General features: G+C 66.0%; 19 protein-coding genes and 1 pseudogene. 14 read left to right on the top strand and 6 right to left on the bottom strand.

What is annotated here, in order from left to right:
* The first annotated feature begins 98 nt into the window (after positions 1-98).
* Complete coding sequence (locus HV786_RS08460; protein WP_056317463.1) at positions 99-869, top strand: SDR family oxidoreductase; 771 nt, start codon at positions 99-101, stop codon at positions 867-869.
* A 118-nt stretch (positions 870-987) separates the two neighbouring features.
* Here HV786_RS08460 and HV786_RS08455 read toward each other — a convergent pair whose 3' ends face one another.
* Positions 988-1584 (bottom strand): C40 family peptidase, encoded by a 597-nt coding sequence (locus HV786_RS08455; protein WP_056317465.1) that lies wholly within the window; start codon positions 1582-1584, stop codon positions 988-990.
* A gap of 374 nt (positions 1585-1958) precedes the next feature.
* Here HV786_RS08455 and HV786_RS08450 point away from each other — a divergent pair, with 374 nt between their 5' ends.
* Both HV786_RS08450 and HV786_RS08445 read left to right on the top strand, forming a co-directional pair.
* On the top strand, positions 1959-3458 hold the full coding sequence (locus tag HV786_RS08450) for an AMP nucleosidase (RefSeq protein WP_420809632.1): 1500 nt from the start codon (positions 1959-1961) through the stop codon (positions 3456-3458).
* Positions 3459-3615: 157 nt separating this feature from the next.
* Positions 3616-5175, top strand: a complete 1560-nt coding sequence (locus HV786_RS08445; RefSeq protein ID WP_128829416.1) for an amino acid permease — start codon at positions 3616-3618, stop codon at positions 5173-5175.
* Between the two features lie 21 nt (positions 5176-5196).
* Here the strand turns inward: HV786_RS08445 and HV786_RS08440 are convergent, their stop codons facing one another.
* Positions 5197-6129, bottom strand: coding sequence for a YicC/YloC family endoribonuclease (locus HV786_RS08440; protein WP_056317471.1), 933 nt, complete (start codon positions 6127-6129; stop codon positions 5197-5199).
* A gap of 184 nt (positions 6130-6313) precedes the next feature.
* On the opposite strand from HV786_RS08440, the gene rph reads away from it, so the two are divergent.
* A complete protein-coding gene (gene rph, locus HV786_RS08435) occupies positions 6314-7048 on the top strand; it encodes a ribonuclease PH (RefSeq protein WP_276529698.1) in 735 nt (244 codons plus the stop codon).
* A 184-nt stretch (positions 7049-7232) separates the two neighbouring features.
* Here the strand turns inward: rph and HV786_RS08430 are convergent, their stop codons facing one another.
* Both HV786_RS08430 and HV786_RS08425 read right to left on the bottom strand, forming a co-directional pair.
* Positions 7233-8606 carry an MmgE/PrpD family protein gene (locus HV786_RS08430; RefSeq protein ID WP_128829415.1) on the bottom strand — a complete coding sequence of 458 codons (1374 nt, stop codon included), beginning with the start codon at positions 8604-8606 and terminating at the stop codon, positions 7233-7235.
* A gap of 16 nt (positions 8607-8622) precedes the next feature.
* Positions 8623-9783: an acyl-CoA dehydrogenase family protein gene (locus tag HV786_RS08425; protein WP_056317477.1), complete on the bottom strand. Its 1161-nt coding sequence runs from the start codon at positions 9781-9783 to the stop codon at positions 8623-8625.
* Positions 9784-10008: 225 nt separating this feature from the next.
* Between HV786_RS08425 and HV786_RS08420 the strand changes: the two are divergent.
* Positions 10009-11448 (top strand): annotated as a pseudogene (locus HV786_RS08420) (methyl-accepting chemotaxis protein); the annotation flags it as partial.
* A 150-nt stretch (positions 11449-11598) separates the two neighbouring features.
* On the opposite strand, the gene HV786_RS08415 reads toward HV786_RS08420, so the two are convergent.
* Positions 11599-13452, bottom strand: coding sequence for an EAL domain-containing protein (locus HV786_RS08415; protein WP_254599464.1), 1854 nt, complete (start codon positions 13450-13452; stop codon positions 11599-11601).
* A gap of 203 nt (positions 13453-13655) precedes the next feature.
* Between HV786_RS08415 and rdgB the strand changes: the two genes are divergently transcribed.
* From rdgB to ntrC, 5 genes are all read left to right on the top strand, one after another.
* Positions 13656-14279, top strand: coding sequence for an RdgB/HAM1 family non-canonical purine NTP pyrophosphatase (gene rdgB, locus HV786_RS08410; protein ID WP_056317482.1), 624 nt, complete (start codon positions 13656-13658; stop codon positions 14277-14279).
* 34 nt (positions 14280-14313) lie between these two features.
* Complete coding sequence (gene hemW / locus HV786_RS08405) at positions 14314-15534, top strand: radical SAM family heme chaperone HemW (RefSeq protein WP_128829414.1); 1221 nt, start codon at positions 14314-14316, stop codon at positions 15532-15534.
* A 183-nt stretch (positions 15535-15717) separates the two neighbouring features.
* On the top strand, positions 15718-17130 hold the full coding sequence (gene glnA, locus HV786_RS08400) for a type I glutamate--ammonia ligase (RefSeq protein ID WP_056317488.1): 1413 nt from the start codon (positions 15718-15720) through the stop codon (positions 17128-17130).
* Between the two features lie 187 nt (positions 17131-17317).
* A complete protein-coding gene (gene glnL / locus HV786_RS08395; RefSeq protein ID WP_056317491.1) occupies positions 17318-18382 on the top strand; it encodes a nitrogen regulation protein NR(II) in 1065 nt (354 codons plus the stop codon).
* Complete coding sequence (gene ntrC / locus HV786_RS08390) at positions 18382-19887, top strand: nitrogen regulation protein NR(I) (protein ID WP_175210529.1); 1506 nt, start codon at positions 18382-18384, stop codon at positions 19885-19887. Before glnL ends, ntrC begins: the two co-directional genes overlap by 1 nt.
* Before the next feature lie 30 nt (positions 19888-19917).
* On the opposite strand, the gene HV786_RS08385 is transcribed toward ntrC, so the two are convergent.
* Entirely contained in the window at positions 19918-20829 is a 912-nt protein-coding gene (locus HV786_RS08385; RefSeq protein ID WP_056317499.1) for a LysR family transcriptional regulator, read from the bottom strand.
* A 181-nt stretch (positions 20830-21010) separates the two neighbouring features.
* Between HV786_RS08385 and HV786_RS08380 the strand changes: the two genes are divergently transcribed.
* The 4 genes from HV786_RS08380 to HV786_RS08365 all read left to right on the top strand — a co-directional run bounded on the left by HV786_RS08380 (position 21011) and on the right by HV786_RS08365 (position 24466).
* Complete coding sequence (locus HV786_RS08380; protein ID WP_062841145.1) at positions 21011-21709, top strand: pirin family protein; 699 nt, start codon at positions 21011-21013, stop codon at positions 21707-21709.
* Between the two features lie 113 nt (positions 21710-21822).
* Positions 21823-22728: a pirin family protein gene (locus HV786_RS08375; protein WP_108005655.1), complete on the top strand. Its 906-nt coding sequence runs from the start codon at positions 21823-21825 to the stop codon at positions 22726-22728.
* 103 nt (positions 22729-22831) lie between these two features.
* Positions 22832-23422, top strand: a complete 591-nt coding sequence (locus tag HV786_RS08370) for a CGNR zinc finger domain-containing protein (RefSeq protein ID WP_175210526.1) — start codon at positions 22832-22834, stop codon at positions 23420-23422.
* Positions 23423-23593: 171 nt separating this feature from the next.
* Entirely contained in the window at positions 23594-24466 is an 873-nt protein-coding gene (locus HV786_RS08365; RefSeq protein ID WP_128829411.1) for an alpha/beta fold hydrolase, read from the top strand.
* Positions 24467-24474 lie beyond the last annotated feature (8 nt).

Genomic DNA, 24474 nt, shown 5'->3' with positions numbered 1-24474 from the left:
CCGGAATGTTGAAAGTGTGTTGCGCTTGGAACCTTCGCTTGCAGCATCCGTAAAGCGATTCGGGTAGGATTTCGCGCATTCATAAGACGGAGAATCCGATGAACACGAACGAGATCGATCCGCCCCGCGTCGCCCTGGTCACGGGCGCCGGTACCGGCATAGGCCGCGCAGTCGCGCTGGAATTCCTGGCGCAGGGTTACCGGGTCGTGCTGGCTGGCCGCCGGCGCGAGCCGCTGGAGGCCACCCGCACGGCGGCGGGCGAGGACGGGCTGCGGGCGCTGGTCGTGCCCACGGACGTGTCCGACGAGCAGGCGGTCCGCGATCTCTTCGACACCGCCCAGCGCGAATACGGCCGCCTGGACGTGCTGTTCAATAACGCGGGGCGGGGCGCTCCGGCCGTGCCGATCGAGGAATTGCCGGTTGCCGTGTGGCGCGAGGTCGTGGACACCAACCTGACCGGCATGTTCCTGTGCGCGCAGGCGGCAATCCGCATCATGAAGGCGCAGCATCCGCGCGGCGGTCGCATCATCAATAACGGATCGATTTCGTCGCATGCGCCCCGGCCGTTCTCCATCGCCTATACCGCGACCAAGCATGCGGTGACGGGGCTGACCAAGTCGATTTCCCTGGATTGCCGCCCGTACAACATCGCGTGCGGCCAGATCGACATCGGCAACGCCGCCACTGAAATGACCGAGCGCATGGCCGCCGGCATCCTGCAGGCGGACGGCAGCACCAAGGTGGAACCGCGCATGGACGTCGCTCACGTGGCGCAGGCGGTCGCCGCGATGGCCCGTCTGCCGCTGGATGCCAATGTGCAGTTCATGACGCTCATGGCCACCAACATGCCCTTCGTGGGCCGGGGCTGAACCGGCTGGGCGGCACGCTTGGCCAGGACGGCCAGCCACGAGAACGCCGGCATGCGCATGCCGGCGTTTTTTTTGATCTCCCCCGGCGCCGGTCAGACGCCGTCCAACGGCCCCGCGCTTAGCGCGACGCTTGGGCCAGCAACTGCTTGGGCGGGGTATCCAGGTAGGCGCGGGCGCCCAGGTAGCGCTTGGACCAGTAGGCGGTCTTCATGTCGTCGACCCGGACTTTCGTGCCGCGGCGCGGCGCGTGGACGAACTTGTTCTGGCCAATATAGATGCCGACGTGGGACGTCACGCCGCGTCCGCGGGTGGCAAAGAACACCAGGTCGCCGGGGCGCAATTCCTTCTTGGCCGAGACGGTCTTGCCTTCGCTGCGCTGGGCGCGCGCGGTGCGGGGCAGCTCCAGGCCGGCGATTTCACGGAAAACGTACAGGACGAGTCCGCTGCAATCGAAGCCGTCGGCATCATCGCCGCCCCAGCTGTAGGGCGTGCCGATCGCCTCCAGGCCGGCCTGCACGACGCGTTCGCGCAGCGTCAGGACCGTGGGCTCTTGCGCCAAGCGCAGGCCGCTGAGGGTGGGGCGGGCTTGTTCGGCGGCCAGCGAGGCGTGGGCGGCGCCGGGAATCCAGGACAGCGTCAGGGCCAGGAGGGGCGCTGACAGAAAAGCGGGAGTGCGGAATTGGGTAAAGCGAAACTTTCGCGTGGGCGGCGTCATTACGTCACTTCAAAAAATCGGAGTGGGCGGCATGGCTTTGCCTTGATAGGCAAGCCGGCGGAAAGGGGAGCGGTTTACAGGCGGAACGCAAGAAACGCCTCATGATTATAGTGTAATAATGTTTCATTACATTTGTAGTGCAATGCAGCATAATCCGCCGCCCGCTGTTACCGCACGCCCACCGCGCGACGTAACAGCGCCGTTAGTTCCGGCTCGTGCGCGGCTGCGCGGCGACGATGCGGCCGCCAATAACGCCGCATGACATTTCAATGTCCATCGCCTCGGGCATAATCGACCGCATCGGCCCGCCGGCGTTGCCGCCGCGCGCGGCCGAGGATGCAGGCAAGACAAATAAGAAGGCGGAGTAAAGCTCAATGATGAACGCAGTGCACCCTTTGTCCTCCATGAACCGGCCCGAGGCCTTGCCCTTCGAACCCTTCCAGGACGCCGTGTCCGCCGTCGACCGGCTGGTTGAAATCTATGCGCGCAATACCGCATTCCTGCGTACCGCGTTCCGCGAGGTCCTGAAGGGCACCGGCAACGGCAGCGCGCGGTTCCGCGCCTACTATCCGGCCATCCGCATCGTGGTGGAAACCTACGATCCCATCGATACCCGGCTTTCATATGGCCACGTGGCCGAACCGGGTTATTACCAGACCACTGTCACCCAGCCGGCGCTATTTCGTGATTACCTGATCGAGCAGGTCGGCCAGTTGTTGCAGAATCATCGGGTCGCGGTCGAAGTGGGCGAGTCCGATTCGCCGATTCCGCTGCATTTCGCCTTTCCCGAGGGCGCCTACGTAGAGGGCGAGCACCTCGAGGCGCTCAAGCGTCCGCTGCGCGACGTGTTCGACGTGCCGGACCTGGCGGTCACGGACGATGCCATCGTCAACGGCTCGTGGCGCGGCAAGGACGGCGAGCCCAAGCCGCTCGCGCCTTTCACCGCGCAGCGCGTGGACTATTCGCTGCACCGGTTGCAGCACTACACCTCCACCGCGCCGACGCATTTCCAGAATTTCGTGCTGTTCACCAACTACCAGTTCTACGTGGATGAGTTCTGCGCCCGGGCACGCGCCCTGATGGCCAGCGGCAACGAAGACTATGAAATGCTGGTCGAGCCCGGCAACCGCATCACGCGGCGCGGCGAAAGCGGTCCTGGCGACGAAGTCCAGCCGGTGCGCCTGCCGCAGATGCCCGCCTATCACCTGGTGCGCGGCGATCATTCCGGCATCACGCTGGTCAATATCGGTGTGGGGCCGTCCAACGCCAAGACGATCACCGACCACATCGCCGTGCTGCGCCCGCACGCCTGGCTGATGCTGGGCCATTGTGCGGGCCTGCGGGATTCCCAGCGGTTGGGCGACTATGTTCTGGCGCACGGCTACGTCCGGGAAGACCATGTCCTGGACGACGATCTGCCCACCTGGGTGCCGGTCCCGGCGCTGGCGGAGGTGCAGGTGGCGCTGGAGCAGGCGGTGGAAGAGGTGGCCGGGCTGTCCGGGTGGGACTTGAAGCGCATCATGCGCACGGGCACCGTCGCCACAATCGACAACCGCAACTGGGAGTTGCGCGACCACGTCGATCTGGTGGAACGCTTTGCGCAGTCGCGCGCGATTGCGCTGGACATGGAATCGGCCACCATCGCGGCCAACGGCTTTCGTTTCCGGGTGCCTTACGGCACCTTGCTGTGCGTGTCCGACAAGCCTTTGCACGGCGAACTGAAATTGCCGGGCATGGCCAGCGCCTTCTACCGGCGTCAGGTCAACCAGCATCTGGAGATTGGCATCCGGGCGCTGGAGCGCCTGCGCGACATGCCGCCCGAACGGCTGCATTCGCGCAAGTTGCGCACGTTCATGGAAACAGCGTTTCAATGAAGGGGCCGCTGCCGCAAGGCTGAACGGCTGATCCGTCCCCCGCAGCCCGCGATTTTTCATGTCGGGGCCGATTGCGCTATTCTCGCGCGTTGCCCGGTAATCCCAGGGCGTTCGCGCGGCGTTGCGCGAGCGCCATCCAGACGTGAAGGAACGCATTTTGGCTCCATCGGAACACGATGACCGCCGCTCCGGCGGCACGCGCAACGCGCAGGCGGGCAGGCCGTCCGAATTGCGGCGCACGCTGTCCGCGCGCCACCTGACCATGATCGCGGTGGGCGGGTCGATCGGCACCGGCCTGTTCGTCGCGTCGGGTGCGACCATCGCCAAGGCCGGGCCCGGCGGCGCGCTGCTGGGCTACGTGCTGATCGGCATCATGGTGTATTTCCTGATGACCAGCCTGGGCGAACTGGCGGCCGCCATGCCCGTGTCGGGCTCGTTTTCAACCTACGGCGCGCGCTATGTCGAGGATGGGTTTGGCTTCGCGTTGGGGTGGAACTATTGGTACAACTGGGCGGTGACCGTCGCGGTCGACCTGGTGGCGGCGCAGCTCGTCATGGCGTACTGGTTTCCCGACGTGCCCGGCTTTTACTGGAGCGCGTTGTTCCTGGCGATCACATTCGGACTGAACGCCATGTCCGCCCGCGGCTTTGGCGAAGCGGAATTCTGGTTCGCGCTCATCAAGGTGATCGCCGTGCTGGCCTTTGTCACGATGGGCGTGATGATGCTGCTGGGCATCATCCGTGGCGGCGAGATGGGCGGCCTGGCCAATTGGACGGTGGGTGACGCGCCGTTCGCCGGCGGCTTCGCCGCGCTGATCGGCGTGGCCATGGTGGTGGGGTTTTCCTTCCAGGGCACCGAACTGATCGGCATCGCCGCGGGCGAATCGAAGGATCCGGCGCGCAATCTGCCGCGCGCGGTGCGCCAGGTGTTCTGGCGCATTTTGCTGTTCTACGTGGCGGCCATCCTGGTCATCGGCCTGCTGATTCCCTATACCGATCCGCACCTGCTGCGCAACGACGTCGAGGACATCAGCGTCAGCCCGTTCGCGCTGATCTTCGAGCGCGCCGGCTTGTTGGGGGCCGCGTCCGTCATGAACGCCGTGGTGCTGACCTCGGTGCTGTCCGCGGGCAATTCCGGCATGTACGCGGCCACGCGCATGCTCTACAGCCTGGCCCGGGAAGGCAAGGCGCCGCGCATCTTTGGCCGCATTTCGCGCAGCGGCGTGCCGCTGTGGGCGCTGCTGGCCACCACCGTCGTGGCGGCGCTGTGCTTTTTCACCTTCATCTTCAGCCCCAACGCCGTCTATATCTGGCTGCTCAATACCTCGGGGATGACGGGATTCATCGCGTGGCTGGGCATCGCCATCAGCCACTACCGTTTCCGCCGCGGCTACGTGAAGCAGGGCAACAGCCTCGCGGATCTGCCTTATGTGTCCCCGTTCTTTCCCTTCGGACCGATTTTCGCGTTCGTGCTGTGCCTGATCATCACGCTGGGGCAGAACTACCAGGCGTTCCTGCAGGACAGGATCGATTGGGGCGGCGTCGTCGCCACCTACATCGGCATTCCGCTTTTCCTGCTGATCTGGGCCGGCTACCGGCTGACGCGCGGTTCGCGGTTCGTCAATTACCGCGACATGCGCTTTCCGGACGCTCGCGCCCGCAGCCAATACCTGGATTCGGCGCTGCGGGGCGAACCGGCGATCGGCGAGAGCCGGTAAAGCGGGGGGGCGGGGCGCCCCTTACTCGATATTCTGCGCCTGCTCGCGCATCTGCTCGATCAGCAGCTTCAGGTCCATGGCGGCGCGGGTGACTTCCATGCTGCCTGCCTTGGAGCCCAGCGTATTGGCCTCGCGGTTCATTTCCTGGAACAGGAAGTCCAGGCGCTTGCCCGCGCTGCCGGCGCTCTTCTTGCCGGCCGCCGCCTTGCCGCCGCCGTCCGAGAGCAGATGACGCAGTTCTTCCAGGTGCGAACGCAGGCGTGACAGTTCCTCGGCCACGTCGATGCGCAGGGCAAAGAGGTTGGCCTCCTGGGACAGGCGCTCAGACAGTTCGGCGCCGGAAATATGCGTGAATCCGCCGGGGAACGCGGATTCCACGCTTTCACGCAATTTGGCGGCCTGCCGGTCGCGGTGGTCGGCCAGCAGTTGCGGCAGATGCGCCTGCACGATGTCCACCACGCGCGCGACGCCGTCGGCGCATTCGCGCATCATGCCGGCCAGGCGCTCACCCTCGCGCTCGCGGCCTTCCTGAAGCTGGGTCAGCGCTTGCTGGGCGGCCTGCAAGCAGGCGGCGCCCCAGATCTGCGGATCCAGCGCATCGTTGCCGCGCTGGCCAGGCCAGTTGAAGAGTTCGGCAAGCCGGGGAGAGGCGATGTCCGGGATGATGCGGCGGGCGGCCTGCAGCTGTTCGGCCAGGCTGTCGAGCCAGGCGGGATCCAGCTTGGACAGATCGGTATTGGCGGCACGGGTAAAGGACACGCGAATTTCGACCTTGCCGCGCGCAAGATTGGCCGTCAGCAGCTCGCGCAGCGGCGTTTCCACGTGGCGCAGCTCGTCGGGCAGGCGGAAATACAGGTCGAGAAAACGGCTGTTCACGCTGCGCAGTTCTATGGCGAGAGTGCCTTGTTCTAAGTCTGCTCGGGCGTTGCCGAAGGCGGTCATGCTGCGGATCATGGTGTGCGAGTCCTGGTAATTCCTGGAGTGGGAGCCGGTTGCGCCGGGGCCCGCGGCGCCCAGGGTCTGAGCTGCGGGTCTGTGTTTTCAACCGGATACATCGCGGCAGGATACTCCAAGCGCGATTGTCCCGGCGCGCCTGCCCGTACAATGCCGCGAATCGAAGCCAAGTCTGGAGCCCGTTGTGACCACCATCCCCACCATTGCCCGGCCGTCGGGCCGCGCCGCCGACCAACTGCGTCCGTTCAGCCTGGAGCGCGGGTTCACGCGTTACGCCGAAGGCTCCGTGCTGGTGAAGGCGGGCGACACCCACGTGCTGTGTACGGCAAGCGTCCTGGACAAGGTACCGCCTTTTCTGAAGGGCAAGGGCGAAGGCTGGGTAACGGCTGAATACGGCATGTTGCCGCGGGCCACGCACACGCGCGGCGACCGCGAGGCCGCGCGCGGCAAGCAAAGCGGCCGCACGCAGGAGATCCAGCGCCTCATCGGACGCAGTCTGCGTGCCGTGTTCGACATGAAGGCGCTGGGCGAACGCACCCTGCACCTGGACTGCGATGTGCTGCAGGCCGACGGCGGCACGCGCTGCGCCAGCATTACCGGGGCCTGGGTGGCGGCCGCCGACGCGGTGGCGCTGCTGATGAAGCGCGGCGACCTGGCCGCCAGCCCGATCCGCGACGCGGTGGCCGCGGTGTCCGTGGGCCTGGTGCGCGGGCAGGTGGTGCTGGACCTGGACTACCTGGAAGACTCGGCTTGCGACGCTGACGTCAACGTCATCATGACGGGCAGCGGAGCCTTCGTGGAAGTGCAGGGCACCGGTGAAGGCGCGACGTTCACGCGCGCGGAGCTGGACACGATGCTGGTGCTGGCGGAAAACGGCATCGCCAATCTGGTGAAGGCGCAGCGCGCCGCGCTGGCGTAAGCCACGCGCCTTGTGCGCCGTGCGAACACGGTGTCGCATGCGAACACGGTGTCTGACACCCTTGTGAGACAGCCGGCAATTGACGGTTGTGCCCGCAGGGTGTCAGACACCTTGCAGCGCCTCCCACAACGCAAAAAGCCGCAGATGCGGCTTTTTTGCATTTGTGTTCGCGAGCGGTCGCGAATTACCGCGGCAGCAGCGTCTCAACCTTGCCCAGCTTCTCCAGCCCCCAGATCGTCGCGATCAGGCCGCGCAGTTCCTGCTCTGTCGCCGCGTCGGCGTAGCGGCCCAGGCTGAGCGTCTTGTCCTCGATTTCGGGGCGGCTCAGCGTGTTGCCGGGATCGCCCTTCGGTTCGTCCACGCGGCCATGCAGCACGCGGCCGTCGCGGGTGTAGACCGTGACCTTGCCGATCCAACGTTGCGGGTAGGCGCCGTCGACTTCCGGGTCGAGGGCCATTTCGACCTTGCCGCGGAAGGCGGCCACGCCGGGGTCGTCGAGGGCCGCGTCGAACTCCGCGAGCCCGGCGCGGCCCTGGCGCGCGATCAGCGCCAGCACCGTGCCCATCGAAAACTTGGACTGGTGCACCGTCTGCGGATTGACGACGGGGCCCAGCACGTCGATGGCGCCCTGGTGGACATGCGCCACGACGCGCTCGACGTCGGCCTCGGTGAGGTGGTTGTCGCGCAGCGCCTGTTGCAGCGCGTCCGCCGCCGGATGGGTATGCCGGCACGAGGCATGGAACTTGAATGAGGTCTCGGCCAGCGCCCAGCGCTGTCCCAGACGGTCGCACAGGCGGCTGGGATCGGCGTCCGTGGACATGCCGGCCGCCATGCCCTGCGGGCCTTCCAGGATGTGGCGGGCGCCCGTGAAGCCTTCGCGCGCCAGGTAGGCCGCGGTGATGCCGTCGGCGGCGGCCTTGGCGGTGTGCAACTGCTTGGAGTCGGCGGCGTCGCGTAGGAATTCCCACAGGCCCGCGGCTTGCGTGCCCGCCGAGCCCAGCGCGTGCAGCATCTGTTCGGGGGACAGGCCCAGCAGCCGGCCCGTGGTGACGGCGGCAGCCAGGGTGCCCGCCGTGCCGGTGGTGTGGAAGATCTTGTAGTGCGAGCGCCCGAGGAACTCGCCCACGCGAATGCCGACCTCATAGCCGGCGACGGCGGCGGTAAGCAGATCGCGCCCCGACGACCCCAGCGCCTGCGCGACGGCCAGCGCGGGAGGGAACACCACGGCGGCGGGGTGAAAGACCGAGCCGTTGTGCACGTCGTCCTGTTCGACCACATGCGCGGCCGCCGCGTTGACCATGGCGGCAAATAGCGGCGTGGTACGCCGGCGGGTGATCAGGACTTCGCTGGGGCCATCGGCCGGACCCATTGCGGCGGCATAGCGGTCGATCGCCTGGACCGCACGGGCCGACGCGCCGGCAAGGATCGACGCCAGGCAATCAAGGAGCAGGTCTTCGGCGCGGCGCAGCACCGGGGCAGGGATGTCTTCGTAGCGCAGGTTGGCGGCAAAGGCGGCGAGTTCGGCGCTCAGGTGCGGGGTGTCTTTGTCTGCGGTCATGTCGGAAGTTGGCATGTCAGAAGGAGCGGGGCAGGCCCAGGATGTGTTCGGCGACGTACGACAGGATCAGGTTGGTCGAAATGGGGGCCACCTGATAGAGGCGCGTCTCGCGGAACTTGCGCTCGACGTCGTATTCGGTGGCAAAGCCAAAGCCGCCGTGGAACTGCAGGCAGGCGTTGGCCGCTTCCCAGGACGCGTCGGCGGCCAGCAGCTTGGCCATGTTGGCCTGGGCGCCGCAGGGTTCGTGGGCGTCGAACAGCCGGCAGGCTTCATAGCGCATCAGGCTGGCTGCTTCGACGTTGATGTGCGCCCGCGCGATGGGGAACTGCACGCCCTGGTTCTGGCCGATCGGGCGGCCGAAAACCATGCGTTCCTTGGCGTACGCGGTGACCTTGTCGACGAACCAGTAGCCGTCGCCGATGCATTCGGCGGCGATCAGGGTGCGTTCGGCGTTCAGGCCGTCCAGGATGTACTTGAAGCCCTTGCCCTCTTCGCCGATCAGGTTTTCTTCCGGGATTTCCAGGTTGTCGAAGAAGAGCTCGTTGGTCTCGTGGTTGACCATGTTGGGGATCGGGCGGATCGACATGCCGTGCTTGACCGCATGGTGCAGGTCAACGAGGAAGATCGACATGCCCTCGGACTTGCGCGTGACCTGATCGAGCGGCGTGGTGCGCGCCAGGAGGATCATCAGGTCCGAGTGCTGCACGCGAGAGATCCAGACCTTCTGGCCATTGATGACATAGCGGTCGCCGCGCTTGACGGCGGTGGTCTTGATCTTGGTGGTGTCGGTGCCGGTGGTGGGCTCGGTGACGCCCATCGACTGCAGCCGCAGTTCGCCGGCGGCGATGCGGGGCAGGTATTCGCGCTTCTGGGCCTCGGATCCGTGGCGCAGAAGCGTGCCCATGTTGTACATCTGGCCGTGGCACGCGCCGGAGTTGCCGCCGCTTCGGTTGATCTCTTCCATGATGACCGAGGCTTCGGTCAGGCCCAGCCCGGAGCCGCCGTATTCCTGGGGGATCAGGGCGGCCAGCCAGCCGGCTTCGGTGAGGGCGCGCACGAAGTCCTCGGGGTAGCCGCGTTCTTCGTCGACCTTGCGGAAATACTCGGAGGGAAACTGCGCGCAGAGGTCGCGGACGGCTTCGCGGATGTCCTGGTAGGCGTGGGAGGCTTGGAGCATGTGACTGGCTTTTCTGATTGAAGGAATGGTTCGGGACAGGATCGAATGTGCCGCAAGGCCGCGCATGTGCCAATTCACAAATCATTAATACAGGGTTCCTGATCGCAAAAGCGCCGCTTCATGACGGCAGTGCGACACGCCCCATCCAAGGTTGTGTCAAGAAATTGCCAAACTGGGTGTCCATAATCCGTTGCACTGCCGCACGGGCGGCCACGCAACACACGGATGGATATGCGAAAAAATCTGCGGGTAACGACGGCGCTGTCGGCCATTCTTGCCTTGTTCGTTGTGCTGTTCGCGCTTGCCGCGGCAGCGGGCATCACGGTCCTGCGCGACAATCGCGCGGATATCGAGGCCCTGGGGCGGGGCAGCATCGAAAGGGCGAGCGATCTGGCCGACATGACCAGCCGTCTGTTCCAGGCGCGCGCGGCGCTCACGGACGCCAAGACGGCGATGGAAGGCGGGCTGGAAGATGCCCGCAACGCGTCGCTGGCCCAGGCCGATGGACTGCTGAAGCAGGCCGCTGCCAGTCTGGCGCGCCTGCGCGCCAACCCGGACGACAGCGCTCAGGGCGCGCCGCTGTTTGCCCAGGTGCTGACGGCGTATGCAGCCTTTGCCGACCAGACGCTCTTGCCGATGCGCACCGCGATCCAGGGGTGGAACGGCATCGAGGTCAATCGCCTGACGGACAAGGCGCTGCCGGCCAGCGGGGCTGCGTATGTGAAGCAAGCCGAGGCCTACCAGGCCTACGCCCGCGAACAGGGGCAGGAGGCGGTGGCCGGCGCAAGCCGCACGCTTGAACGGGTGATCGTGGTGGCGGCGGTCGTGCTGGGTTTCGTCCTGGTGCTGGCAGTGCTGATCCGGCTGGGATTCCGACGCAGCATCGTGCGGCCGCTGAACGAGGCGGGGGCGCACTTTGACCGCATCGCGGACGGCGACCTGACGGGCGTGATCACGCAACGCGGCGACAACGAAATCGGGGTCCTGTATTCGGCCATGCGCCGCATGCAGACGGGGCTGTCGGCCGCCGTGGCGTCGGTCCGCCTGGGCGTGGAAGAGATCCACACCGGCTCGGGCGAGATCGCGGCGGGCGGCGCCGATATGTCGGACCGCGCGGCGCGCCAGGCTGGCTCGCTGCAGGAAGCGGCGGCCAACATGACCCAGCTGGCCCATACCGTTCAGATGACCGCCGGCAACGCGGACCTGGCGAGCCGCCAGGCGGCAAGCGCCACGCAACTGGCGCAGCGCGGCGGCCAGGCCGTCGATGAAGTGGTGCACAGCATGCAGGGCATCGCCGATAGCGCGCGGCGCATCGGGGAGATCGTGGGCGTGGTGGACAGCATTGCGTTCCAGACGAATATCCTTGCGCTCAACGCGGCCGTGGAAGCGGCGCGCGCGGGCGAGCAGGGCAAGGGGTTTGCCGTGGTGGCGGGCGAAGTGCGGTCGCTGGCCCAACGCAGCGCTCAGGCGGCGCGCGAGATCAAGGGCCTGATCGAGGACTCGGCCGCGCGCGTGGATGCAGGCGTGCGTCATGTGAATCTGGCGGGCGACACCATGCGCGACATGGTGTCCTCGGTCGATCGTGTGACGCAGATCGTGACCGAGATCTCCAACGCCACCGCCGAACAGGCAGCCGGCATTGCGTCGGTCAACCACGCCGTGGCCGATATCGAGCGTGCCACGCAGGAAACGGCCGCCATGGTCGAGCAGACGGCGGCTGCCGCGGCGGCGCTGGAATCCCAGGCGCAAGGACTGCGCCGGGCCGTGGCCAAATTCCAGATCGCGCAGGGCGCGCAGGCCGCGGCGCGCGAGGCCTCAGCCGGTGAGTTGCGGCAGGGCGGCGCCGGTGTAGCGCTCGGCCACGAGCGACAGATTCCCGTGCTTGACCTTGTGCTTGACATGGGCGGCCGCCGAGGCGATGTCCTCAGGGCGGATGCGCTCGCATAACGAGGGCGTGACGGTCAGGGCGCCCACGCCCAGCGTCACGAACGGAAAGAAGCGCGGCACGCCGTAACGGTCTTCGGCCTCGATGCCGCCGTTGCGGCGGCCCTGTTCGTCATACAGGGCCACGGCCTCCTCGTTGAATTCGGCAATGATGCGCTCGATGCGCGCCATCCAGTCGGGGCTGCGCAGCAGCACCACGAAGTCGTCGCCGCCCACGTGTCCCACGAAATCGCGCTGCGGATCGCAGTGCCGCTTGATGACGTCGGCGGTCAGCATGATCATGTCGTCGCCGCGCCAATAGCCGTAGACGTCGTTGAAGGGCTTGAAGTTGTTCAGGTCGCCGTAGCAGATGGTGAAGTCGGCGGCGTCTTCGAGCAGCGTGGCGATGTGCCGGCTGATGGGGATGTTGCCGGGCAGGGACGTCAGCGGATTGGCGTAGCGCGCCGCCTCGATCCGCATCTCGGTCACCGAGCGCACCAGCGTTTCGCCGGTGGCCAGGCCGTCGTAGCGGCCGTCGCGCGTGATGATGAGCCCGTCCATCAGGTAGCGCTGGTCTTCGGAAATCAACACGTGGCTCAGTTGGTCGATGGACACGTTTACATCCACCAGCACCGGCTCGGCATTCATGAAGGTCGAGCAGGCGTCGCGGCCGAAGAGCTCGCGCGTGTAGCGCTGGGCGTAGTGTTCCGAGAAGTCGCGCCGGTTGATGATGCCGACCGGCCGGTTGTCGGCGTCGATCACGGCCACGGCGTGCAGATTCTTGTGTTCGATGAAAAGACGATGCACGTCATCGTTGGTGTGCTTGGTCAGCAGCGCGGCTGGCGCTTCGACGCGCAGGCTGACGGCGGTGCCGCCGGCGGCGCGTTGCGACACGGGCGCCGAGGTGCGCGAACGCAGCGAATCCCGCAGCGGCGGCGTCAGTTCGGTCAGCAGGATTTCCTCGGGCATGCCCAGGAACCAGCCCTGCGCGTAGCGGATATCCAGCTCACGCACGACGGCCAGGTCTTCGGCGGTTTCGATGCCTTCGGCGATGACCGACGTGCCAAGATGCTGGGCCACCTTCAGGATGGCACGCACCATGTTCTGCTTGCGCTCGTCGTGGCCGATGCCGTCAAAGAAGTAACGGTCGATCTTGACCAGCTCGGGCTGGGTTTCCGCCCAGAGCTGCAGGTTGGAATTGCCGACGCCGTAATCGTCCAGCGCGATGCGCATGCCGGCTTCGCGCAGGCACGCAAACGCGTTGTGCAGGTCGGCCATGCGGTCGGACAGGGGATCCTGTTCGGTAAGTTCGACAACGATACTGGCGGGCTCGAGCGCGCAATCCTTGAGCAGCCGGCCGGGCATGTCGTGGCCCCAGAGGGTCCAGTAATGGAGCAGGGCGGAGCCGGACAGGTTCAGGAACAGCTTGCCGGCGGCGTCGTTCTGTTCGAACCCCCGCGCGCCCGCGCGAAAACTGGCCAGCTCAAGTTGCGGGTGCAAGCCTTGACGGCGCGCCTCGGCGAACAGGGCATCGGGATAGTGCAGGGGCGTGTCGGCGGGACCGCGGATCAGGCTCTCGTGCCCATAGATCCGGCTGTGGGACAGGTCGATCACCGGCTGGAAGCGCGGACGCAACAATCTTTCGCGCAGGATGCCAGCCAGGCTGGCGTGGGCGGGCGCGCCGCCGGAAGTCCGATGGTGAGCGCGGGGCGCCGCAGGCCGTGGCAAAGCGTGAATGGAGTTCATCGCCGGGGCATTGAGAAACGATCAGTGACAAGATGGGTCATATTGACAACAAAATATGTCTGCGTTGTTGCGCCGAATCGTTGACGTGCCATCTTCGGGCGCTGTTACAGAAGTGTCAACAAGCAATGCACCCGGGCGTGGTACCCGCGCCATCATCGTGGAATGCACGCCCGCCGCAGGCCCGCCCCTATACAATCCGCCCTATGACATCCCCCAAGATTCCCGACTCCCTGCGCCGCGTCGTCCTGGCGTCCAACAATGCCGGCAAGCTGCGCGAGTTCTCCGCCTTGTTCGCGCCGCTGGGCATTGAGCTGGTGCCCCAGGGCGAACTGGGCGTGCCGGAAGCCGAAGAGCCGCACGTCACCTTCGTCGAAAACGCGCTGGCCAAGGCGCGCCACGCCAGCCGCTTGACCGGGCTGCCCGCGCTGGCGGACGACTCGGGTCTGTGCGTGGCCTCGCTGGATGGCGCTCCCGGTGTGTATTCGGCCCGCTATGCCAAGATGCACGGCGGCGAAAAGTCCGATGCGGCCAACAATGCGTTGCTGGTGCGCAACCTGGCATCGGTCGAGGACCGCAGCGCCTGGTACGTGGCGGTCCTGGCGCTGGTGCGTTCCGAGAACGATCCCCGCCCGCTCATCGGCGAGGGCCTGTGGCATGGCGAGATCATCGATGTGCCCGAAGGCGCCAACGGTTTCGGCTACGATCCGCACTTCTACCTGCCCGACATGGCGCTGACCGCCGCGTCGCTGGATCCCGACGAGAAGAACCGGGTCAGCCACCGCGCCCGGGCGCTGCGCGAGCTGCTCAGCAAGCTGGGCAACGCTTGAACACGGCGCCGGCAAGGCGCCAGGAATTTTTCGCATGTCCATCACCATTCCCATCCGCAACGACATGGGCGCGCCTAAGTCGCGCCTCGTCGTGCCCGCCGGCGCCACCCTGACCAGCCTGCCGCCGCTGTCCGTATACGTCCACGTGCCCTGGTGCGTGCGCAAATGCCCTTACTGTGATTTCAACTCGCATGCCGCGCCTGGCGAAATTCCCGAGCGCGCCTATCTGGACGCGCTGCGCAGCGACCTGGAGCAGTCGTTGCCGTCCATCTGGGGCCGGCAGGTGATTTCCGTCTTCATCGGCGGCGGCACGCCCAGTCTGCTGTCGGCCGCTGGTCTGGACGAGCTGCTGGCGATGTTGCGGGCGTACCTGAACCTGTGGCCCGACGCCGAGATCACGATGGAGGCCAATCCGGGCACGGCCGAGGCCGGCCGTTTCCGGGACTACGCGGCCAGCGGGGTCACACGCTTTTCGTTGGGCATTCAGAGCTTTGACGACGCCCAGTTGAAAAAGCTGGGCCGCATCCACGATGCCGCGCAGGCCCGCGCGGCGATCGACATGGCGCAGCGGGCGGCGCCCCGCGTCAACCTGGACGTGATGTTTGCCTTGCCCGGCCAGACGCTAGAGGCCTGTACGGCCGATCTGCGCGAGGCCATATCGTTCGGCACCGAGCATTTGTCGCTGTACCACCTGACAATGGAACCGAATACGGTCTTCGCGAAGTTTCCGCCCGAGGACCTGCCCGACGATGACACCAGCGCCGCCATGCAGGAGGCGGTGGAGGCCGAGCTGGCCGCGGCGGGGCTGGCGCGCTACGAGGTCTCGGCTTACGCCAAGCCCGGCGCCCGGAGCCGCCACAACATGAATTACTGGGAGTTCGGCGACTACCTGGGCATCGGCCCGGGCGCGCACGGCAAGCTGTCGTTCCATGACCGCATCGTGCGCGAGGCGCGTCTGAAGAACCCCGATTCCTGGATGCAGGCCGCGATGGCCCGCGATGGCAGCCACCTGGCCGAAAGCCGCCAGGTCGGTCCGGACGAGCTGCCGTTCGAGTTCATGCTCAATGCCTTGCGCCTGAAAGACGGCGTGGCGGCGACGGCGTTCAACGAACGCACCGGTTTGTCGCTGGCCGTCATTGCGCACCAATTGGAGGCAGCCTCGAAACGGGGCTTGCTGGACGCCGATCCAACCCGCCTGCGGGCAACCCCGCTGGGCTGGCGCTTCCTCAATGACCTTCAGGAAATGTTCCTGTAAGGTGCAAGCACCAAGATGGGGCGATCATGCCCCACCTTTTGCACCATAGTGGTGCTACATTTCCTCAAGTCCAGCCTGCCTCCCCCCGGGAATACCGGGGTTAAACCTGGCACGCTTATTGCTTCCCTCTTTTATGCCAGTCGACGGGCAAAGCCCTCGACCCTTTTATCTAATGGAGATGACATGGCAAGCCCGAAAGACGTCCTGAAACAGATCGCCGATAACGAAGTGAAATTCGTGGATTTCCGCTTTACCGATACGGTTGGCCGTGAGCACCACGTTTCCGTGCCCACCACTGCTATCGATGAAGACAAGCTGGAAAGCGGGCAGGCTTTCGACGGTTCGTCGATTCCGGGCTGGAAGGGCATCGAAGCCTCCGACATGCTCCTCATCCCCGACTGCTCCACCGCCAACCTGGATCCGTTCCGCGAAGAGCCGACCCTGATCCTGTCGTGCGACGTGGTCGAACCGTCGGACCTGAAGGGCTATGACCGTGACCCGCGCTCGCTGGCCAAGCGCGCTGAAGCCTACCTGAAGTCCTCCGGCCTGGGCGACACCGCCTACTTCGGTCCGGAACCCGAATTCTTCGTGTTCGACGGCGTGACCTGGAACACCGACATGTCGGGCACGTTCGTCAAGATCAAGTCCGAAGAAGCGCCGTGGTCCACCGGCCTGGAATTCGAAGGCGGCAACACCGGCCACCGTCCGGGCGTGAAGGGCGGCTACTTCCCCGTTCCGCCGGTCGATTCGTTCCAGGACATGCGTTCGGAAATGTGCCTGCTGATGGAACAGATGGGTGTGCCGGTCGAAGTGCACCACCATGAAGTGGCGGCGCCCGGCCAGCTCGAAATCGGCACCAAGTTCAGCACGCTGGTCCAGCGCGCCGACTGGACGCAGATCGTCAAGTACATCGTGCACAACGTGGCCCACGCCTACGGCAAGACCGCCACGTTCATGCCCAAGCCCATCGTTGGCGACAACGGCTCCGGCATGCACGTCCACCAGTCCATCTGGAAGGACGGCCAGAACCTGTTCGCGGGCAACGGCTACGCCGGCCTGTCCGAATTCGCCCTGTACTACATCGGCGGCATCATCAAGCACGCCCGTGCCCTGAACGCCATCACCAACCCCGGCACGAACTCGTACAAGCGTCTGGTCCCGCACTTCGAAGCGCCCGTGAAGCTGGCTTACTCGGCCCGCAACCGCTCGGCTTCGATCCGCATTCCGTACGTTGGCAACCCGAAGGGCCGCCGCATCGAAACGCGCTTCCCGGATCCCCTGGCCAACCCGTACCTGGCTTTCTCGGCCCTGATGATGGCCGGCCTGGACGGCGTCCAGAACAAGATCCACCCGGGCGATCCGGCCGACAAGAACCTGTACGACCTGCCGCCGGAGGAAGACGCGAAGATCCCGACCGTCTGCGCCTCGCTGGAAGAAGCGCTGGAAGCCCTGGACAAGGATCGCGAGTTCCTGACCCGTGGCGGCGTGTTCAGCAATGACATGCTCAACGCCTACATCGACCTGAAGATGGCCGATGTGACGCGCCTGCGCATGACGACGCACCCGGTCGAATTCGACATGTACTACAGCCTCTGATGTCTTGAGGCCGTGGCTGGGGGGAGCGCGATGATGTAGGCAGAAACCAGGGCCCACACCACGCGCACCACCAGGTAGCCGCCCGATGAATTGCCCGCCCGGCGCCGCGCCGGCGGGCAGGGCGTCGGGCCGGCTCGCCCGTCGCGGACGCGTTCCGCTTTCCCCTGTCCATTCGGGTACGTTGAAAATGAATGTTGAAGCTCTCGATCTGCTAGCCACGTCAGTTTTCCTGGTCAACGAGCGCGGCCACATCGAATACGCCAACGCAGCCGCCGAGGATCTTTTCGGCCGTTCGCGCAAGCAACTTGGCGGGCACTCAGCCGCCACCCTGTACGACAACCCTGAGAACATCCAGTCATCGATCGACCGCGCCGCGGGCGGCAGGTACGCCGACGTGAGGCAGCTGGCCTCGTTGCGCCGCGCCACCGAATCCGTGGAAGTCTCGGTGACCACCGTGGGACTGACCGGCCAGCGCTGGCCGGTACTGATCGAAACGCGCGAAATCGAGCAACGCGTGCTGGCCGACCGCAACCACCGGCTGGTTGACGAGATCGAAGCCCACCGCGAATTGCTGCGCAACCTGGCGCATGAAGTCAAGAATCCCCTGGGCGGACTGCGCGGCGCCGCGCAGTTGCTGGAGGCCGAGCTGCCCAGCGCGGCCCTGGCCGAGTACACCCAGGTCATCATTTCCGAAGCCGACCGCCTGCAGGCGCTGGTGGACCGCCTGAGCGGTCCGCAACGTGTGCCGCTCAATGCGCGCCCGGTGAACATCCATGAAATCTGCGAGCGTGTCTGCGCGCTGATCCAGGCCGAGTTCCGCAACGACGTCACGATCCAGCGCGACTACGACGCCTCGGTGCCGGACCTGAAGGGCGACGCCGCCCGCCTGATGCAGGCCGTGCTCAACGTTGCGCGCAATGCGGCGCAGGAACTTGTGGCGCGTCCGCAAGGTCCGCAGACCGAACCCGGCGTGGTGACGCTGCGCACGCGTGTCGCGCGGCAAGTCATGCTGGCGCACCGTCAGCACCGCCTGGCGCTGGTGCTGTCCATCATCGACAACGGTCCTGGCGTGCCGGAACACATCCGCGACCGCATCTTCCACCCGCTGGTCACGGCCAGGGCGGGCGGCACCGGCCTGGGCCTGAGCCTGGCGCAGGACTTCGTGCAACAGCACGGCGGCATCATCGAATTTGAATCCCGACCGGGGCGCACCGAGTTTCGCCTGGTCCTCCCGATGGAGCCCGCAAACTGATGAAACCCGTATGGATCGTCGACGACGACCAGGCCATCCGCTGGGTCCTCGAAAAGGCCCTGGCCCGCGCTGGCGTCCCCACCCGCAGTTTTTCCCAATCGGCCGACGTGCTGGAGGCGCTTTCGCATGAAACGCCCGTGGCGCTCGTGTCAGACATCCGCATGCCCGGCGGCAACGGCCTGGAGCTGTTGCGCCAACTGAAAGAGCGCCATCCCGGCCTGCCGGTCATCGTGATGACGGCGTTCGCCGACCTGGACAGCACCGTGTCCGCGTTCCAGGGCGGCGCGTTCGATTACCTGGCCAAGCCGTTCGACGTGAACGAGGCCGTCGCGCTGATCCAGCGCGCCATGCAGGAATCGGCGCAGCCCGAAAGCCCCGAGGGGCAGGGCGAGGCGTCGCAGAACAACGAACGCTGGATGATGACGCAATCGTCGTCCACCGCCATGCAGGAAGTCTTTCGTGCGATCGGCCGGCTGGCCCAATCCAAGGTCACGGTCCTGATCACCGGCGAGTCCGGCACGGGCAAGGAACTGGTGGCCCGGGCGCTGCACGGTCACGGCGTGCGTGCCAGCGGACCGTTCGTGGCGCTGAACGCCGCGGCCATCCCGCGCGACCTGCTGGAAGCCGAACTCTTCGGCCACGAGCGCGGCGCCTTCACCGGCGCCAACAATCTGCGGCGCGGCCGCTTCGAAGAGGCGCACGGCGGCACCCTGTTCCTGGACGAAATCGGCGACATGCCGATCGAACTGCAGACGCGCCTGTTGCGTGTGCTGGCCGAGGGCAGCTTCTATCGCGTCGGCGGGGCGCAACCCGTGCGCGTGGACGTGCGCATCGTGGCCGCCACGCACCAGCCGCTGGAGCAGCGGGTCGAGCAGGGGTTGTTCCGCGAAGACCTGTTTCACCGCCTGAACGTGATCCGGCTGCGGCTGCCGCCGCTACGCGAGCGCGTCGAGGACATTCCCGCGCTGGCCCAGCACTTCCTGACCGCCAGCGCGCGCACGCTGGGCGTGCCCGTCAAGCGGTTGACGCCCGAGGCGCTGGCCGTGCTGACCAAGTTCGACTTTCCCGGCAACGTGCGCCAATTGGAGAACTTCTGCCATTGGCTGACGGTGATGGCGCCGGGTCAGACGGTGGACCGTGTCGACCTGCCGCCCGAGATCCGGGCCATGGAACACCAGCCGCCGCCGGGCGTGGCGCCCTTGCGGGCCGCGCCGCCCGTCGCGGGGGTGGGCACCGTGGTGCAAGCCGGCGCGCACGCCGAGCAAGCCGCAGGCGACGCCGCGCCGCGCAATTGGCAGGATTCGCTGCTGCGCGACGCACAGTACCGGCTGGAGCGCGGCGAACCGGCCGTCATGGCGACGCTGACCCGCCAGTTCGAGAAGATCCTCTTGCAAAGCGCGCTGGACGCCAGCCGCGGGCGTCGGGTGGAAGCCGCCTCCCGTCTGGGGATCGGCCGCAACACCATCACGCGCAAGCTGCGCGAGTTGGGTATCGAAGACGAATAGGCGTGCGATGGGCCGGTCCGGTGGATCGGTCTATAGCCCGAGCAGGCTCTCGCACAGACGCGGGGACTTCAGCTTCTGCAGCCACCACTTCATGGCTTCGCCCGGCGGCTCCGCCCGCCAGGCGTAAGCCACGTGTTCCGTCAGGGACATGCCTTCATCCGTCTCACACACCACCAGCAGACCCTGCGCCAGGTAGGGCGCGGCCAGCGTCAGCGGCAGATAGCCGCAGCCCAGGCCGCGCACCTGCGCCTCGATCTTGGCCTGCATCGACGGCATCACCAGCGTCGGCTGATCCGACAGAATGCCGCGCGACTGCACGGGCAGGTTGCGTGAGGTGTCGGCAATAACGACCGCGCAGTAGCGCGTGATGTCGGCGCGGCTAAGCGGCTGGGGCAGGGCGGCCAGCGGATGGTTCGCCGCCACGCAGAATCCGAATTGCATCACGCCTATCGCCTGCGAGCGATAGGGACCCGTCGGCTCGCCCGCCGCGCCCGCACCGATCACCAGGTCCGCGCGCCCTGAGGTCAGCGCGTCCCAGTTGCCGCTCAAGACTTCGGTAGAGAAGCGCAGCGTCGTGGCGCTGCCCACCGCATGGAATTCATCGATCAGGTCATAGATGGGCCGCCACGGCAGCACCGCGCTGACCGCAATGCGCAGCTGCACCTCCCACCCCGTTGCGATGCGCTTGACCCGGCTGGCCAGTTCGTCCAGCGACTGCAGCAGATGCCGGCCGTCCTTGAGCAGCGCCTCGCCTGCCGGCGTCAGCAGAGCCCGATGCCCCGAGCGGTCAAACAGCAGCACGTCCAGGCCATCTTCGAGCTTGCGGATGGAATACGTGACGGCGGAGGGCACCTTACCCAGTTCGCGCGCGGCCTTGGCGAAGCTGCCGTGGCGCGCGATGGCATCGACGAGGACGAGGAGTTCGGGCGTGATGGGCTGCATGGAATGGCGCCAAAAGTGTGGATTCAAATAATTTGAACGAAGTCATCAAAATATAGCGCCAAAACCCGTGGCCCGGGCGCGCAGAATATCACTCATGCCGGGGTTGCAGCTAAACGGCAAGGCGGAAAGCCCAGCCAGGACGCAGCCCTAACCATTCATATTATTGAAACAGGAGTTCACCATGCTTACGATCCGCCGCGCTGCTGAACGGGGTCACGCCAACCACGGATGGCTCGATTCGTTCCATACCTTCTCCTTTGCCAACTACTACGATCCGGCTCACATGGGCTTTGGCGCGCTGCGCGTCATCAATGACGACCGCATCGCCGCGGGCCGCGGCTTCGGCACGCATGGCCACCGGGACATGGAGATCATCACGTATGTGCTGGATGGCGCGATCGCTCACAAGGACAGCATGGGCAGCGGCTCGGAAATTCAGCCCGGCAACGTCCAGCGCATGAGCGCCGGCCGCGGCGTGATGCACTCGGAGTTCAATCCCCGCCCCGATGCCGAAACGCACATGCTGCAGATCTGGATCGAGCCCAACGTGACTGGCATTGCGCCGGAGTACGAAGAGCGCGCCTTCAGCGATGCGCAAAAGCGTGGCCGTCTGCAGGCGCTGGTGTCGGGCGACGGCATCGACGGATCGATGAAGATCCATCAGGACGCGCGTCTGTACGCTGGCCTGTTCGATGGCGACGAGTCGGCCTCGCTGCCGCTGGCCGCCGGCCGCCGCGCCTGGGTCCATGTGGCCCGTGGCAGCGTGACCGTCAACGGCGCCGCGCTCAATGCCGGTGACGCCGTGGCGATCACGGACACCGGCAGCGTCGAGCTGTCGGGCGGCAAGGACGCTGAAGTGCTGGTGTTCGACCTGGCCTGACGTCAACCGCCGGGCGGATCCCGGAATCCGCCTGGCTCATCCAATTACCCCCCATTACCTGCACCGAGGCCATTAAGATGGCCCCAGGCCAATCCATTGCGGAGCATTGCACCATGTCGACCCTGTCCCAAGCCGGCGAAAGCCAGATCGAAACCGTCGTGGTGCCGCGCACCAGCGACCTGGGCGGATTCTCCGTCCGCCGCGCCATCCCTTCCATGCAGCGCCGCAGCGTTGGCCCGTTCGTTTTCCTGGACCAGATGGGGCCGGCGGACTTCGACATCGGCGCCGGCATCGACGTGCGGCCGCATCCGCATATCGGGCTGTCCACCGTCACCTACCTGTACGAAGGCTCCATGGTCCACCGCGACGGGGCAGGCAACACGCAAACCATCCTGCCCGGTGAGGTGAACTGGATGACCGCCGGGCGGGGGATCGTCCACTCCGAACGCTCCTCGCCGGAAAGCCGCCTCGCGCCGCAGCGGCTCTCGGGGCTGCAGATCTGGGTTGGCCTGCCCAAGGCGCACGAAGAAACCGATCCGGGTTTCGTGCATTACGGCCTGGATGCGCAGCCGGTGGTCGAAGGCGAGGGCGTGCGCGCCCAGGTCGTCGCCGGTTCGATGTTCGGCAAGACCTCGTCGGTCAAGACGCTGTCGCCCCTGTTCTACGGCGACCTGCAACTTCAGCCGGGGGCCACGACGGTGCTGCCGGCCGAGCACGAAGAACGCGCGGCCTATCTGGCCAGCGGCACGGTGGAAATCGACGGCCAGGAGTACGACAGCGGTCGCCTGGTGGTGTTTGCCCCGGGCAAGCCGGTGCAGATCCGCGCCAAGACCGCCGCCCGCTTCGCGCTGCTGGGCGGCGAACCGCTCGACGGTCCGCGCTTCGTGTGGTGGAACTTCGTGTCCAGCAGCAAGGACCGGATCGAACAGGCCAAGCAGGATTGGCAACGCACGCGCTTCGATCAGATCGTGCCCGGCGACGAGACCGAATACATTCCGCTGCCGGAACCGCGCAACTGAGCGGGGCGGGATGACAATGCGTGATGGGCGGCGTAATGCCGCCCCATGATTGTGTAACTTTTATCGTTTATTTTTAAGGGTTACACTGTCGCCGGAGATCACCATGAACACCAGCCACGCACCCGAATTCCGACAACTGGGCGACCACGTCGCCCTGGACATGATCAACACCGTCGAGCAGAGCAGCGCCGGCCCCGTCGACCGATGGCAGTCGGACGCGGACGTCGCGGGCTGGCTGTCGCTCGCGGGTGTCGCCGCCGCGCAGGGCGCCGCGCCGTCCGGTTTGCTGGAAAGCGCGCGCGGCCTGCGCGAAACCGTCCGAGAGCTGGTCGCCCAGCGCAAGGCGCACGCACCGCTGGTGCTTTCCGCATTGAATCGCGCGCTGGCGGCGGGCGGCAGTCATCTCGAGCTTGCGCCGGCAGACGATGGCAGCCTGGTGGTGTCGCGCCGTTATCCCTCGCAGACGGCGGCGCAATGGCTGCTGCCGGTGGCAGAGGCGGCAGCCGATCTGCTGGCGCATGGCGACTTCGGCCTGGTGCGCAAATGCGAAAGCGATGCGTGCTCGCTCTGGTTCTACGACCGAACGCGCTCGCACAAGCGGCGCTGGTGCAGCATGGCGTTGTGCGGCAACCGGCACAAGGTGGCGGCGTTCCGGCAGCGCGAGGCGGCGGACGCCAGCGCCAAGGCGAAATGACAACGATCGATGGTTTCCAGCCCGGCTCATGCCGGGCTTTTTCATGGCGGCGCCAAATTATCCTTACGTAACCAGTAAAACTAATATTGACAGGTTACTCAAAATGCGTAGACTGTGCCGTGAAGCTTCGAAACCCCATCGTCATTTCTTGCCCGAATAGCGGAGATCCTCATGAACGCCCAGCCCGACCACACCGTCCATTACCGCCATGCGCAAGCCGACGGCCTGCGCTTTTTCTATCGCGAAGCCGGCGACCCGCAAGCGCCCGTACTCCTGCTGCTGCATGGCTTTCCCACGTCGTCGCATCAGTTCCGCAATGTCATCCCGCAGCTGGCCGCGCACTTTCGCGTCATCGCGCCCGATCTGCCCGGCTTCGGCTTCACCGAAGTCCCGGCCGAGCGCGGGTACCGCTACACCTTCGACAACCTGGCCAGATCGCTGGAAGCGTTTGTGGACGAACTGGGGCTGACCCGCTACGCCATGTATTTCTTCGACTACGGCGCGCCAACCGGATTGCGGCTTGCGGTGGCGCACCCCGAGCGCGTGACCGGCCTCGTTTCGCAGAACGGGAACGCGTATCTCGACGGCCTGGGCGACGCGTGGGCGCCCATCCGCGCCTACTGGAACGACCCGTCGCCCGCAAACCGCCAGACCATTCACGACGCCATTCTGAACTTCGAAGGCACCAAGTGGCAGTACGTGCACGGCGTGGCGGATCCGGACAGCGTCGCGCCCGAAGGCTATACGCTGGACGCGGCCCTGCTTGAACGGCCGGGCAACAAGGACATCCAGCTCGATCTGTTTCTGGACTATGCGAACAACCTGACGCAATACCCCACGTTCCAGGCGTTCTTCCGTCAGGCCCAGGTGCCGACGCTGGCAATCTGGGGGCGCAACGATCCGTTCTTCATTCCGCCGGGCGCCGAGGCCTATCGTCGCGACAATCCGGATGCCGTGGTTGAACTGCTGGACACCGGCCACTTCGCGCTGGAAACTCACGGCCGGTACATCGCCCAGCGCATCATCGATGTGTTGGGGCGCTGACCGGCAAG

Origin of the sequence: Achromobacter mucicolens (genome assembly GCF_902859725.1) — a bacterium.
GTDB classification, from domain to species: Bacteria; Pseudomonadota; Gammaproteobacteria; order Burkholderiales; family Burkholderiaceae_B; genus Achromobacter; species Achromobacter mucicolens.
Note: the sequence above shows the minus strand (reverse complement) of the source record. Positions and strands in the feature narration are given on the sequence as shown.

Excerpts from the sequence above, each read along its gene's own strand:
- HV786_RS08460 (WP_056317463.1), top strand. The coding sequence starts at position 99 with ATGAACACGAACGAGATCGATCCGCCCCGCGTCGCCCTGGTCACGGGC.
- HV786_RS08455 (WP_056317465.1), bottom strand. The coding sequence starts at position 1,584 with ATGACGCCGCCCACGCGAAAGTTTCGCTTTACCCAATTCCGCACTCCC.
- HV786_RS08450 (WP_420809632.1), top strand. The coding sequence starts at position 1,959 with ATGATGAACGCAGTGCACCCTTTGTCCTCCATGAACCGGCCCGAGGCC.
- HV786_RS08440 (WP_056317471.1), bottom strand. The coding sequence starts at position 6,129 with ATGATCCGCAGCATGACCGCCTTCGGCAACGCCCGAGCAGACTTAGAA.
- HV786_RS08430 (WP_128829415.1), bottom strand. The coding sequence starts at position 8,606 with ATGACCGCAGACAAAGACACCCCGCACCTGAGCGCCGAACTCGCCGCC.
- HV786_RS08425 (WP_056317477.1), bottom strand. The coding sequence starts at position 9,783 with ATGCTCCAAGCCTCCCACGCCTACCAGGACATCCGCGAAGCCGTCCGC.
- HV786_RS08415 (WP_254599464.1), bottom strand. The coding sequence starts at position 13,452 with ATGAACTCCATTCACGCTTTGCCACGGCCTGCGGCGCCCCGCGCTCAC.
- rdgB (WP_056317482.1), top strand. The coding sequence starts at position 13,656 with ATGACATCCCCCAAGATTCCCGACTCCCTGCGCCGCGTCGTCCTGGCG.
- hemW (WP_128829414.1), top strand. The coding sequence starts at position 14,314 with ATGTCCATCACCATTCCCATCCGCAACGACATGGGCGCGCCTAAGTCG.
- glnA (WP_056317488.1), top strand. The coding sequence starts at position 15,718 with ATGGCAAGCCCGAAAGACGTCCTGAAACAGATCGCCGATAACGAAGTG.
- glnL (WP_056317491.1), top strand. The coding sequence starts at position 17,318 with ATGAATGTTGAAGCTCTCGATCTGCTAGCCACGTCAGTTTTCCTGGTC.
- ntrC (WP_175210529.1), top strand. The coding sequence starts at position 18,382 with ATGAAACCCGTATGGATCGTCGACGACGACCAGGCCATCCGCTGGGTC.
- HV786_RS08385 (WP_056317499.1), bottom strand. The coding sequence starts at position 20,829 with ATGCAGCCCATCACGCCCGAACTCCTCGTCCTCGTCGATGCCATCGCG.
- HV786_RS08380 (WP_062841145.1), top strand. The coding sequence starts at position 21,011 with ATGCTTACGATCCGCCGCGCTGCTGAACGGGGTCACGCCAACCACGGA.
- HV786_RS08375 (WP_108005655.1), top strand. The coding sequence starts at position 21,823 with ATGTCGACCCTGTCCCAAGCCGGCGAAAGCCAGATCGAAACCGTCGTG.
- HV786_RS08370 (WP_175210526.1), top strand. The coding sequence starts at position 22,832 with ATGAACACCAGCCACGCACCCGAATTCCGACAACTGGGCGACCACGTC.
- HV786_RS08365 (WP_128829411.1), top strand. The coding sequence starts at position 23,594 with ATGAACGCCCAGCCCGACCACACCGTCCATTACCGCCATGCGCAAGCC.